Annotated in this window: 10 protein-coding genes; all 10 read left to right on the top strand. The window is 43.9% G+C overall.

Annotated elements, in window-relative coordinates; genetic code table 11:
• The first annotated feature begins 70 nt into the window (after window positions 1-70).
• The 10 genes from ACZ42W_RS12555 to ACZ42W_RS12510 all read left to right on the top strand — a co-directional run bounded on the left by ACZ42W_RS12555 (window position 71) and on the right by ACZ42W_RS12510 (window position 13,186).
• Window positions 71-1,384 (top strand): radical SAM protein, encoded by a 1,314-nt coding sequence (locus ACZ42W_RS12555; RefSeq protein ID WP_464165688.1) that lies wholly within the window; start codon window positions 71-73, stop codon window positions 1,382-1,384.
• Window positions 1,381-3,564 carry a molybdopterin-dependent oxidoreductase gene (locus ACZ42W_RS12550; RefSeq protein ID WP_464165687.1) on the top strand — a complete coding sequence of 728 codons (2,184 nt, stop codon included), beginning with the start codon at window positions 1,381-1,383 and terminating at the stop codon, window positions 3,562-3,564. Before ACZ42W_RS12555 ends, ACZ42W_RS12550 begins: the two co-directional genes overlap by 4 nt.
• 287 nt (window positions 3,565-3,851) lie before the next feature.
• Entirely contained in the window at window positions 3,852-5,267 is a 1,416-nt protein-coding gene (locus ACZ42W_RS12545; protein WP_464165686.1) for a sigma-54 interaction domain-containing protein, read from the top strand.
• A gap of 230 nt (window positions 5,268-5,497) precedes the next feature.
• On the top strand, window positions 5,498-6,151 hold the full coding sequence (locus tag ACZ42W_RS12540; RefSeq protein WP_464165685.1) for an ABC transporter permease: 654 nt from the start codon (window positions 5,498-5,500) through the stop codon (window positions 6,149-6,151).
• A 21-nt stretch (window positions 6,152-6,172) separates the two neighbouring features.
• Window positions 6,173-7,282, top strand: coding sequence for a betaine/proline/choline family ABC transporter ATP-binding protein (locus ACZ42W_RS12535; protein ID WP_464165684.1), 1,110 nt, complete (start codon window positions 6,173-6,175; stop codon window positions 7,280-7,282).
• A complete protein-coding gene (locus ACZ42W_RS12530; protein ID WP_464165683.1) occupies window positions 7,283-7,927 on the top strand; it encodes an ABC transporter permease in 645 nt (214 codons plus the stop codon). It begins immediately after the preceding gene.
• A 79-nt stretch (window positions 7,928-8,006) separates the two neighbouring features.
• A complete protein-coding gene (locus ACZ42W_RS12525) occupies window positions 8,007-8,939 on the top strand; it encodes an ABC transporter substrate-binding protein (protein WP_464165682.1) in 933 nt (310 codons plus the stop codon).
• Between the two features lie 124 nt (window positions 8,940-9,063).
• Window positions 9,064-10,041, top strand: coding sequence for an ATP-binding protein (locus tag ACZ42W_RS12520; RefSeq protein WP_464165681.1), 978 nt, complete (start codon window positions 9,064-9,066; stop codon window positions 10,039-10,041).
• 229 nt (window positions 10,042-10,270) lie between these two features.
• Window positions 10,271-11,719 carry a trimethylamine methyltransferase family protein gene (locus ACZ42W_RS12515; RefSeq protein WP_464165680.1) on the top strand — a complete coding sequence of 483 codons (1,449 nt, stop codon included), beginning with the start codon at window positions 10,271-10,273 and terminating at the stop codon, window positions 11,717-11,719.
• Between the two features lie 18 nt (window positions 11,720-11,737).
• Window positions 11,738-13,186, top strand: a complete 1,449-nt coding sequence (locus ACZ42W_RS12510; RefSeq protein WP_464165679.1) for a trimethylamine methyltransferase family protein — start codon at window positions 11,738-11,740, stop codon at window positions 13,184-13,186.
• The last annotated feature ends 14 nt before the right edge of the window (window positions 13,187-13,200 follow it).

Raw genomic sequence — 13,200 nt, 5'->3', positions numbered from 1 at the left:
GCGTAAAGCTAGGTTGCGACCTTATTAAGTTTTTAAAACTATCGGGGTAGGAAAATAGGAGGTATTTGATATGCAGCAAAGTAAGAGTTTCACTATCCTAGATCATACGGAAAGCGTTTGTCCGATCTGCTTAAAGGTAGTAAAAGCAGACATCGTTGTTCGTGAAAAGGCAGTTTATATGGAAAAGTCATGTCCGGAGCATGGAGCATATACATCGTATCTCTGGCCAGACGTGGAGCATTACCAGTGGATGAATCATTTTAAAGTGCCATCGATACCTCCCCATTCCCCCATCCCCACTCAACACGGATGTCCAACGGATTGTGGCCTATGCAAGGCTCATCTCCGTCACCCCACCTTGGTTGAAATTGAAGTGACTGAAGGTTGCAATTTGCGTTGTCCGGTCTGCTTTATGGCCGCCAATGATTTTCGTCCTTCACCAGACCCCGATTTAGAGACCCTTGCTGAAAAATATCGATATATTCTTCAAAACACAAGTCCTCAAACCAGTATCCAATTGACGGGTGGTGAACCGACCACTCGCAAGGATTTGCCTGAAATCGTCCGTTTGGGACGAGAGATTGGTTTCGGTGCTATCGAGGTGAATACCAATGGCATGGTAATTGGGCGAGATCTTGACTATCTAACAAGACTTGCTGAAGCAGGAATTAGTGGTATTTACCTTCAGTTTGATGGCTTGACAGAGTCTGTATACAAGACTATCCGCGGCGAAGATATACTAGAGACTAAACTTAAAGCCATAGAAAACTGCCGCGAAGCGGGGGTACAAGTTGTTCTTGCCATGACGGTCATCGAAGGGATTAACGAAGACCAAATGGGCGATGTGCTAAGCTTCGCCCTGAAGAACAGAGATGTCATCGCCGGGATTGCTTACCAACCGGCCTTTGGCTCAGGGCGCTTTGATGTATCCATGACGAAGCGCTTGACCATGGGGGATGTCATATTCATGCTTTCAGAGCAAAGCCAAGGTAGGATCGAACCCTATGATTTCTGGCCTTTAGGTTGTTCGAATCCTTTATGCTCAAGCTCCACTTACCTGGTGGAAGATCAGGGTAAGCTTCAGCCCCTTTCAAGACGTTTAACTCCCGAGGAATATATAGAATCCTTTGATCCACAAAGTCCTCAAGGCTCAGTGTTTGCAGATATTGCCCTCAAAAAATACCCTGAACTTGAGCCTGGTTTATCCATCCTCATCGAGAATTATATCGATGCTAGGAACATGGATCTGAAGAAACTTCGAGAGTGCAGCATGATTGTAGCAGGAAAAGAGGGAGGGTTAATTCCCTTTTGCGGATATCAGTTGACCAATATCGAAGGGAAGAAGCGAAGCGAAGTAAGCATGCTTTCAGGTAAACGGCCATGACGGAAAAGAAAACGGTTCAAACCAATTGTCGCTTCTGTGGTTACCAGTGTGGACTCATAGCTACCGTTCAAGAGGGACGCGTGACTCAGGTTAGACCAGACCCTTCTCGTTTTCCGAATGACAATCAAATTCTACGGGGTTGCAAACGGTGGCCGATGATTCCTGAAGTCATGGACCATCCCCAAAGAATAAATTACCCCTTAAAACGGGTAGGTGAACGCGGTAGTGGACAATGGGAAAGAATATCTTGGGATCAGGCCTTGGATGAGATTTCTGAAAAGCTTCAAACCCTCAAGGAGAAGTTTGGGCCCGAGGTACTGGCAACCAGTATCGGCGGTCCACATACAACCTTTTGGCCCTTGCATCGCTTCATGTCCCTCTTTGGCAGCCCGAATAATATGGGAATAGGGCAGATTTGCTGGAATCCCGGAATTTGGGTGAATACGCTTACCTATGGCTGGCCGATTGATATGGAATTGAATCCGGAGACAACAGGCAGTGCGATACTTTGGGGAGTTAATCCTGCAGAGTCGGATAATTCTTTGTTCTGGCGTACGATCCAAGAATTTAGTCAAACGGGGAAACCCCTGATAGTCGTGGATCCAAGACGCACCCGTACAGCAGAACAAGCAACCCTATGGCTACCTGTGCGGCCTGGAACAGATGCGGTTCTCGCTTTAGGGCTCTTACACGTTATCGTTACAGAAAGGCTGTATGACCGATACTTCGTAGAAACCTGGTGTCATGGATTCGAACGTTTAGTCGGACATCTTACACCGTATACCCCCACCTATGTGGAGAAAATGACTGGGGTAAATGCGGAAGATGTCGTTAAGGCCGCTCGCTTATATGCAGAAAGTACTCCATCTACCTTGTATAGTGGGAGAGGCATTGACCAGCTTGGTGTAAACAGTTTCCCAACGCATCGCGCCTTGGCTATATTAAGGGCAATTACCGGGAACGTTGATGTACCCGGAGCATCCCATCTAAGCGAAATGCCTGATTTTATTCCAGAACTTGACTTAGAACTCAGTGAAGAATTCGCAAGAACGAATCCCAAGTCCCTTAACCAAGACAAGCTGTCGCTTCAATCCTATTCGGGATATGCGAAGGTTCGAGAACTTACGATGAAGCATAATAAACGCCTTCCTATGCGTTATCTAACTTCAGCACATCCCAATCTTGTCTGGCGTGCCATGTTAACAGGGGAGCCCTATCCTATTCGCTCCATGATAGTTATGGCTTCCAATCCTCTCCTAACTCAGGCCGATTCGCAGTTGATTTATAAAGCATTAAAAAGTCTGGATCTCTTAGTGGTTTTGGAGCTTTTCGAGACACCAACCTCTATGCTCGCTGACTATGTGTTGCCAAGTGCTGGTGTATTAGAGCGTCCTTTATTGGAGACAAAAGCCGGAGTAGCTAATATTGCCTATGGAGGGGAACAGGCGGTTGAACCCTATTACGAACGCCGTCCAGACTTTTATTTTTGGAAGGAGCTTGGGCTCAGGCTTGGACAAGAACAGGCGTGGCCTTGGGAAACCTATCACGAAGGACTAGAAGCAAGTTTATCTCCGCTAGGTTTAACGTGGGACGAATTTAGTCTTACCGGGTTATACTACCAGGAAAACCAATACTACAAACAGGAAGAACTTGATCCGAAAAACGGACTTCCTTCGGGGTTTGCCACAGTCAGTGGAAAAGTTGAAGTATATAGCGAACTTTTGAAGGAAATGGGAGAAGATCCTTTACCCAGTCCCAAACTGTTTCTGGAACAAAAGGAAGAGTACCCACTTTTACTCATGAGTGGAGCTCGTTTTCAACCGTATTATGCTTCCAGTTACCATCAGCTCGAGAGATTTCGTGCGATGCACCCAGAGCCTATCGTTGAAATGAGCCTTGAGACAGCTCGTAAGTTAGGCTTAGAGGATGGGTGTCCTGTGTACGTGGAGACAGAACGAGGTAAAGCCAGATTCGTTACCAAGATCGTGCTGATGTGTGAGGATGTAGTGAGCGTTGAATATGGCTGGTGGCAGCCAGAAATGAGTTCCTCAGAAGCAGAACTTGGTGGAATGTGGATTTCCAATGCTAATAGTTTAACCAGTGGAGATTTTGAGTCCTCAGATCCACTAATTGGAACATGGACCTATAACGGAATACCTTGTCGCGTAGTCAGGACATAAAGTAGCGTAAACTATATGATACCATTCCAAGTTAGGATCAGGTGATTTAATCTCCTGATCCTATTATTATATGCGTCACGCATGGCAATTAAAGAGGTAGTGGAAATCCACTATATTGTAAGATGGCCATCTGGAAAGAGGATATTCCATTTAATAGTAGAAATATATAAAAATAACCAAAATGATTAAATGTTATAAATTATCTAAAAACAAACAAACATTTGCTCAATAAGTAGCATATTCTAAGCTTGCCCTAAAAAATCTAATCGAGGGAGGACCCAATACCCATGGATATTCCTTTGCTAAAGATTTATGAGTCGATCTTAAACTCAGTTCCTGAAGGAATCATAGTTACAGACCGATATGGAAATATCATTCATTATAGTTCGGAACTGGCGAAACAAGAAGACTTGGAGCCTATCCATGTCATTGGGAAAAATTTGGCTGATGTCTATAATAATGTAACCTTTGATACCAGCGAACACTTACGGGTGATTGAATCCGGTGAACCTGTTTTGGAACGGCGCAAACAGTATTTCACGAATAAAGGCAAGGAGGTCCATATTATCGCAAGTACCTTTCCTGTGTATGAGGGTGATCAAGTGGTTGCTGCCTATTCCATTTGCAGAGATATAACGATGATCAAAGATTTACTTACAAAAACGATGCAAATTCAAGAACGCCTTGATCAGGATGGAAGTACCTTACTAAGAAATAATGGAACACGGTTTACTTTCGATTCTATTGTATATGCCAGCTCGTCTATAGATAGCTTGATAAACTCTGCCAAAAAGACAGCAGAGGCAGATTGTTCAGTCTTGGTTTTCGGCGAAACCGGTACAGGTAAAGAGTTACTGGTGCAAGGAATTCATAATTACAGTGCCCGCAAGGATGAGCCTTTTGTAGCTATTAACTGTGCGGCTATTCCGGAGACCTTGCTTGAGAGTATTCTTTTTGGGACGACAAAAGGGGCGTTTACAGGGGCGGTTGAGAGTAAAGGGTTATTTGAGCAAGCTGGTAAAGGCACCTTGGTTCTTGATGAGATTAATTCAATGAGTATTATTCTGCAGGCTAAGCTATTACGTGTTTTGCAGGAAAAGTCTGTACGCAGAGTAGGTGGGAGTGCGGAAATCCCTGTACATTGCCGGGTCGTCAGTTCCACCAATGTTGATCCCTGGGATTGTATTAATGAAGGACAATTGAGAAAGGATCTTTTTTACAGATTGGCAGTGATTTCTCTTTATATTCCTCCTCTAAGGGAACGGCCCGAAGACATTCAGGCTTTGTTAAACCATTTTAGGCGGAAGTATCAAAGAATTTACGGGACAGGGGAAATACAGATATCTTCTGGTCTTCAGGAAATATTTAGAAAATATCAGTGGCCAGGAAATGTGCGGGAACTTGAGCATATCATTGAAAGTGCCATTAATTTATTGGAGGGGGAGAATCAGATTACGATAGAACAGTTGCCCCCGTATCTCAAGACGAAGTTTCAAGGACAAGAGGGTATGAGAAGAGAGGGTAATGAAAAAAGGAGAGGTTCTTTGGCTAGCGTCTTAATGGATGTGGAGAGGGAATTACTAACGGAGGCCTTGGTTGAATGCTCTGGTAATATTACCCAAGCTGCTAATTCTTTGGGAATCGCTCGACAAAACATGCAATATCGCATTAGGAAATTAAGATTAAATGTCAAAGCAAGGTAGAGACATGCAATAATTTTTTGCGAAGCAAAAATTTCGGCACTTAAGGTTCTTGGCCCAATACTAAAGTACTAAAGGATTTAGCTGCAAAATCTCTTTGCAGCAAGTTCATGGAATTATGGAATAATCAGCCCTGAACAATTATTTGAAAGTTGGCACAAGTATTGCAATTTTGAGTTAGCTAGTTTTGCTTTGCATAAGAGGCAAAAATAAGGGTAAGCGGGTGGTGCTTAATGGGATTCGAGCTTATGGAGTTCTATAAAAGAAATACAAGTACAATATGGGAGTATACCCAAAATCATTTTCAAGTAGTATTAATCGCAGTGGCTATTTCCTTAGTGATATGGGTCCCCTTAGGCATCCTGTTAACCAAGAATGATAAATGGGCCAATCGTGTAATAGGCCTGGCAAATATTATTTTTTGTATTCCAAGTCTATCGCTCTTTGCCATATTTGTGATGATACCCTTCCTGGGGCTTGGCAGACAATCTGCTGTATTGGCTCTGGTTCTTTATGCCATGATGCCTTTGCTACGGAATGTATATGATGGGGTTAAAAACGTAGACCGAAATGTATTAGAGGCCGCTAAGGGGATGGGCATGAGTTCCGGGAAGATTATGAGGGAAATCCAACTCCCTTTGGGGATGCCGGTCATTCTTGCCGGTTTTCGGATTACAGTGGTTATGACTACGGGTATAGCTGCCATTGCGACATATATTGGGGAACGTAATCTTGGGCGATTCATTGCTGAAGGGCTCGTCCGGTCCAACACTGAAATGATTCTTACGGGAGCAATTCTCATTTCAGTAATCGCTATTGCCCTTGATACCATTTTGGGCGTTTTAGAGAAAAAGGTGGTACCCCGTGGATTACGGGTGCGCCGCTAGATTGAGTTAGGGGGGGATAGGATGATCAAGCTAAGGAATGTGAAAAAAATCTATCAGGGACAAACGTTGCCAGCTGTGGACGATTTATCCTTGTCAATCGATCAAGGCGAGATATGTGTCTTAGTCGGTCCCTCAGGCTGTGGTAAAAGTACAACCTTGCGCATGATTAACAGGATGATTGAACCTACTGATGGTAGTATTGAAATCGATGGAAGGAATATCCTGTCAAGTAATCCGGACGTCTTACGTATGGGAATTGGGTATGTCATTCAACAGATCGGGTTACTTCCTCATAGAACCATTGCCGAAAATATCGCCATTGTGCCTCGTTTGTACAAATGGCCTAAGGATAAAATTAAGAAACGTGTTGACGAGCTATTGGAGGTGATGGGGTTAGATCCGGATAAGACTCGTGATAAATACCCGTCACAGTTAAGCGGTGGTCAAATGCAAAGAGTAGGTGTCGCACGAGCCATGGCGGTTGATCCTAGCATAATGCTCATGGACGAGCCATTTGGAGCGGTTGATCCTATCGCACGAAACCGTCTACAAGATGAATTCTTGCGCCTGCAACAGGAAATTAAAAAAACGATTGTTTTTGTGACCCATGATATCAATGAGGCGATTAAAATGGGCGACAAAATTGCGATATTTAATGAAGGTAAGATTGTTCAGTTTGGTACTCCCGAAGAAGTATTAACCTATCCAGTGAATAAATTTGTAGAGAATTTTATTGGTTATGACCGAGTTGTCAAAAAGTTGAACCTCTATACGGTTCAGAAGGCTATGAATACTCAGCATTGTATCGTTAAGACTGACGACTTATTCAATATCCGGTCGCTTATGAAAGGTGCAAAAGTTGCACTGTTAGAAGGAAGTAACGGAGAATTCACCGGGTATATAAGCGAGGAAGAATTAGCAGATTGTACTTTAGGGGTTGAAGAGATCGAAAATTTAGCGACCCGGAAGCGAATGAACTATGTCGAATTAAGTACACCATTGCCCGATACCCTCTCTTTGATGTTAGAAAATGATACGGATTATGTTGGAGTCTTAGACGGTGGAGTATTCTGTGGGGTGATCTCGTTTAGAGATATCAGAGGGCATGTTTACCGGAGAGAAGGTGCATAAATGACTTGGAAATATTTCAGTGTGGCCTTGTTTGAAAAAGCTCCACATGCTCTACTGACTCATCTCCTGATCGTCTTTATTACGATTGGACTTGCGATTCTGATTTCTGTTCCTTTAGGTGTGCTCTTAACTCGAGAAAGATACCGCAAGTTTGGCATAGTAGCCCTAAACCTTTTGAATGTTCTACAGGCCATACCGGGTATGGCTATTCTTGCCTTGGCTTTACCTGTTTTTGGCTTAGGTCTGAAACCAGCAATTATTGCCTTATTGCTGCAAAGCCTCCTCCCGATCGTTCGAAATACCATCGCTGGATTAATGGGAGTAAGCCCAGATGTAAAGGAAGCTGCAGCAGGAATGGGTATGTCTGCCCGCCAGATATTATTAGAAGTGGAAATGCAGTTAGCCATGCCTATTATTATCAGTGGGATAAAAACTTCCACCGTTTTTGTAGTCAGTGTGGGCACTTTGGCCTCCCTCATCGGGGCCGGTGGTTTAGGCTACCTCATTATGGGCGGGTTGAGTCTGTTCAGATTTGAATACATGATTGTCGGTGCCGGTCTGGGAGCTCTCTTATCCATATTCTTTGACAGGGCTCTCAGTTATTTAGAGACTAGAATTACCCCACCTGGCATGAATGCTGAGTAACTCAATCTATACTAAGCGAAATGAAGGGGGGGCAGTTATATAAGAGGACACCTGTCGATAGAGGAAGGAGAGTAAATGGATGAAAAAAGTATGGATTAAAGGATTAATTGCAGTACTTTCCCTTACACTTATGTTGGGAACCGTAGTTGGTTGCGGCGCCAGTACCACTTCTTCAGATGCGAAAAAGGCCCCCACAATTAAGATTGGTTCTAAAACCTTTACAGAACAACTTCTACTTGGAACGATGCTCTATGATTACCTTCAAAGCAAGGGCTATTCAGTAGAAAACAAAACGGGTTTGGGCGAACTTGCTGTAATTAGGCCAGCCTTAACCTCTGGTCAAATTGATGCATATTGGGAGTACACCAATACTGGGATTACGGATTTGATGAAGCATGAACCGGTTTTTGATGAAAAAGAGAGCTACAAGTTAATTAAAGAATTTGATGCGAAAAATGGACTGGTTTGGCTGGATTATGCACCTTTGAATGATACCTATGCCCTGGTTGTTCGTTCTGATGTTGCCCAGAAATACAATCTAAAAACAACTTCGGACTATTTAAACCAGATCAAGAGTGGCAATCATTTGAAGTTTGTCAGTTTTACAGAATGGGATGAGCGTGAAGACGGTCTTGCTCACTTCCAAAAAGTTTATGGACAAGAAATTCCGAAGTCCGATATCGTGGAAGTCGCCATGGGTTTGAACTATGATGCTCTCAAGAACAATAAAGGCGACTTAGCCTTGGCTTTCACCACAGAACCAAGAATTATTACGGACAAACTTGTCGTTCTAGAAGATGACAAGAAGGCGTTTGCAGTGTATAACCCAAGCCCAGTCTTCAGGAAGGAAATCCTTGATGCCTATCCTAACCTTGCCAATGATGTCAAGGCCCTCAGCTCTATTATTGATACCGCCACGGTTACTGAGTTGAATAAACAGGTTGATGTTGATAAAAAAGGCGTTGAGGAAGTTTCAAAAGCCTTCTTAAAGAGCAAAGGGTTAATTAAGTAATTTAAGACTCCAGAACACCACCATAGGCTTCGTTATTCTAACAGGCTATGGTGGTGTTTCATGACATGAACAAAAATTGCTTAGGAGGGCATTGGGACACACTGGGTGAGAGGATGAGGTATTTATGGATAAGTTAAAACGTTTTGCTGAATTGTACCAAGCACCGGAGTTCATTCTACCTTATTTAAACTACTTTTTTACAGATAAAGAAATCGAGATTATTTTAGCACTAGGACAAGATAAATTAAGTGTTTTAGGAGCCGCCGAAAGGTTCAAGATCAATGAAGATGAAGCAAGGTTAATGCTGGAGGATTTATATCAAAAACATGTGCTTAATCGAGAACAGGTGGATGGAAAAACGATATATCCACTTGGGGATTTTTACAATAAGCTCGACTATCAAAGTAAATTTGGAGAAAATTACTTTGCGTTGGATAAGATTGTTCGTAATCAACTGGATGATTGGTGTTATGAAGTTTATCGAAAGAAGATGCTGCCATATATTGAAAAACTACGAAGACATGAGGAAGTGGAAAGAAAGCCGGAGACTTTTGAACTTGTTGATGAGTTTTATAAAATGATTGATTCCACCCGAGAAATCCGACTGGTTCCTTGTAACTGTCGTAGGATTGCCCAAAATTGTGATAAACCTACAGGAACGTGTATGGCCTTTGATGGAAGCATTACAGATCGTACTGGGGGTCAACCCCTTACCAAAGATGAAGCCAAGGAGGTTGTCCGATTAGCCCATAAGAAAGGCTTAATGCACCAGATCAACATTGACTGGCGGACAAATAGGCCGACTTGGATGTGTAACTGTTGTTCTTGCTGTTGCTATCCGACCCGTCTCGCCCTTGAACTGGGATGCAAAGGGGTTTTCCCGGTTGTTCAGTATCAAGCACGCCATAATGAAGAGACATGCACTCATTGCGGAGTTTGTACGAAACGCTGCCATTTTTCAGCATTTGCATGTGACGATACTGAAGTTACAGTCAACGGCAAAATAAGAAAGCGGGTTTCTTTAAATCCTCAAAAATGCTGGGGGTGCGGCATTTGCGAAAGTACCTGCCCTTCTCAATCCATTACTATGCAAAAAATTTAAATCCAATTGTTTTGCATGCTCAATTTTTTTGCTCTTAAAAATTGGGAAAAATTCTTATTTTACCGCAAAGAAATTGGGCGGTTCTTGGGGGAGGGATCTTCTAAAGCCTTTAATTAACCTCTTCTTGTTAATGGCATAAACTTTGCAATGTTGTAAATAACGATAGCTTAAAAATAAGGCTAATACAGGTTAATAGAGGTCTATGAGAAACAAGAGGAGGTATTCAGGGATGAGTCGTTTTCGGTCTAATTATTCCCAGCAGGTAAGCCCCTTTCTCAGGTGGGTGAGTGACGATACGCTTGAGGAAATTCACTTTGCTACTCTGGAAGTACTGGAAAATGCGGGAGTACAAGTTGATCATCCGGAAGCATTGCAGTTACTGAAAGATGCAGGATGTATCGTCAAGGAGAATAAAGTTCGTATTCCTTCCTGGTTGGTGGAGGAATGTATCAGGCTGTCACCCAGCAAAATTGTTGTTGCTAACCGCAAAGGAGAACGGGTCATGCCGCTGGAAAAGAACAGGACTTATTTTGGTTCAGGTTCTGACCTTCCGTTCACGATTGACCTTGAAACAGGTGAACGGCGAAGATCCACCAAGAAAGATGTTCAAGAAGCAAGTAGACTCATGGATTTCCTACCCAACTACGATTTCGTGATGAGCAATGCCATCGCTTCAGATATGAATGAAAAAGCCAGTGACTTGCACCAGCTTGAAGCCATGGTCGCTAATACGGTTAAGCCCCTCATTGTAACAGCCCATAATGAGCGAAATATGAGGGCGCAGTTAGAAATGGCCTCTCTCATCGCGGGAGGACGGGAGGAATTAAAGGAAAATCCTTTTTTGATCCTTTATTCAGAACCCATTACGCCTTTAATTCATACGAATGACGGAGTAGGCAAGATGTTTGCCTGTTTTGAATATGGAGTGCCCGTAGTTTACACCCCTGGAATTCTTTCTGGTGCTACAACTCCAGTAACCAAGGCAGGTACGATTGTATTGATGAATGCAGAGGCACTGGCGGGAGTGGTTATGGCTCAGTTGAAGCAGAAGGGTGCTCCGATCATTATCGGCGGCGGTGCTACACCGATGGATATGCGTACCACAAATACTCTTTACGGTGCACCAGAGACCAGCATGAACTATGCAGTCATGACTCAACTGTCTCAGTACTATGGGATACCCAATTTCACCGAAGCAGGTTGTGTCAATGCGCCAGTTCCTGATGCTCAAGCAGGGATGGAAGCAGGAATCAGTATACTAATGGCCCAGTTGATGGGTGCAAATCTGGTTCATGATGTCGGCTACCTGGAGGGTGGAAAAACAGGTTCCTTAACCTTCCTTACTCTGTGCAATGACTTCATGGATGCAGCTCGATATATGGGAGCAGGAACCAAAGTCAACCAGTATACCATGGCTGTCGATGTTATCAATGAAGTGGGGGCTGGCGGTAATTTTGTAACTCATTCCCATACATTTGAAAACTTCCGTGAGGAAATTTGGACACCTAGACTTTTCAATCGGTCTTTCTATGAGCTTTGGGAAGAACAAGGTGCCAAAACGGTTGACCAGAAAGCCTGTGAATACACAAAGGAGATCCTTACTAACCACCAACCAGAGGCTTTATCGGAAAGTACGCTAGATGGCATGAAAAGTATCATAGCTGAGATTGAGAATTAAAGGGCAGGGGGTGAAAAAGTGAAAGTAGGCAGCTACCATGGGAACGGTTTGTTTTTCCGGACGCTAAGTGAAACCCAGGCTGAAAAAATCCATTCAGCGAGTTGTCGGATTCTAGAAGAGACTGGGATGATCATTCATCATAGGGAAGCGGTTGAAATGCTTAAAGTAGCCGGCGCCCTCGTCGAGGAGGACAATCGAGTCTATTTTCCGACTTGGCTTGTGGAGAAGGCCTTAAAATCTGCTCCATCCCGGGTTACCATGTACAACCGGAACGGTGAACCGGCAATGTTCTTGGAAGGTTCCAACACGTACTTTGGAACCGGTTCAGATACCTTAAATTATCTTGATCCTTTGACAGGGGAACGGAGAGGCTGGCGAAAAGAAGATGTAGCCCAAGCGATCCGGGTGTGTGATTATCTCCCACAGATTGATTTTGTCATGTCGATGGGTTTGCTCACGGATGTAGACAAACGGATGATCAATAGGGAGCAGTATGCCATAATGCTTGAGAATACGACCAAGCCCCAGGTCGTCATCGCTGAAGACGGAGATACCCTGCGTGACATCGTAAAGATGGCGGCTGTAGCAGTCGGGGGTCTAGAGAAACTACGGCAGAAACCTCTGTTTTTATCGTATACTGAACCGACTTCTCCCTTGCAGCATCCTCAAGAGTCGATTGAAAAGCTCTTGGTCGCAGCGGAATTCGGAGTTCCTACGAACTTTGCCTGTGGAGGGGTAGCAGGTGCCTCAGTTCCCACTACAGTAGCGGGCGCCCTTGTTCAAGCAAATGCCGAGGCTTTAAGCGGTTTGGTCATACACCAGTTAAAACAGGCCGGTGCTCCTTTTATCTACGGCTATGGTAATTCTCCCATGGACATGAGAACCATGCAGGCAGTTTATGGAACACCGGAAGCCATTCTGTTCCAGGGAGGGCTCGTTGACCTTGCTCACTTCTATCGGCTTCCGTCCTGGGGCTACGCGGGTTGCTGCAATTCTAAAATCTGCGATCAGCAAGCCGTACTTGAGTCGACGATGTTTACCTTAATGGGAGCTCTACAGGGCTGTAATATCATGCATGATGTTTTTTATATGGAATTCGGATTAACCGGCTCCCTAGAACTGTTACTCATTGCTAATGAAGCCATTAGCCGTGCCCGTCGAATTTTGGGCGGTATTCAGACCGATCCAGAACACCTTGCTGTTGAGGCGATTCAGAGAGTCGGTCCCGGGGGCAATTTCCTGGGTGATGAGCACACTGCCAAGAATTTCAGGGAAAACTGGCAGGCTGATTTATCAGATTTCAACAGTTTCGAAAATTGGGTACTAAATGGTAGGACGACGATGGCTGACCGCGCACGAGCAAAACTTAGAGACATTATCGAAAATCACCGACCGGAAATGCTTTCTGACAAAGTTAAAGAGCAGATCGAACTCGTATTAAAAGATGCACAACAACGCTTGAAATGATGGAGTTAAACCAT

The sequence above is a fragment of the Desulfitobacterium elongatum genome (assembly GCF_055378975.1).
This window is presented reverse-complemented; position numbering and strand designations above follow the sequence as displayed.

What these genes read in the sequence shown, in the direction of transcription:
- ACZ42W_RS12555 (WP_464165688.1), top strand. Translation starts at nt 71, where the DNA reads ATGCAGCAAAGTAAGAGTTTCACTATCCTAGATCATACGGAAAGCGTT.
- ACZ42W_RS12550 (WP_464165687.1), top strand. Translation starts at nt 1,381, where the DNA reads ATGACGGAAAAGAAAACGGTTCAAACCAATTGTCGCTTCTGTGGTTAC.
- ACZ42W_RS12545 (WP_464165686.1), top strand. Translation starts at nt 3,852, where the DNA reads ATGGATATTCCTTTGCTAAAGATTTATGAGTCGATCTTAAACTCAGTT.
- ACZ42W_RS12540 (WP_464165685.1), top strand. Translation starts at nt 5,498, where the DNA reads ATGGGATTCGAGCTTATGGAGTTCTATAAAAGAAATACAAGTACAATA.
- ACZ42W_RS12535 (WP_464165684.1), top strand. Translation starts at nt 6,173, where the DNA reads ATGATCAAGCTAAGGAATGTGAAAAAAATCTATCAGGGACAAACGTTG.
- ACZ42W_RS12530 (WP_464165683.1), top strand. Translation starts at nt 7,283, where the DNA reads ATGACTTGGAAATATTTCAGTGTGGCCTTGTTTGAAAAAGCTCCACAT.
- ACZ42W_RS12525 (WP_464165682.1), top strand. Translation starts at nt 8,007, where the DNA reads ATGAAAAAAGTATGGATTAAAGGATTAATTGCAGTACTTTCCCTTACA.
- ACZ42W_RS12520 (WP_464165681.1), top strand. Translation starts at nt 9,064, where the DNA reads ATGGATAAGTTAAAACGTTTTGCTGAATTGTACCAAGCACCGGAGTTC.
- ACZ42W_RS12515 (WP_464165680.1), top strand. Translation starts at nt 10,271, where the DNA reads ATGAGTCGTTTTCGGTCTAATTATTCCCAGCAGGTAAGCCCCTTTCTC.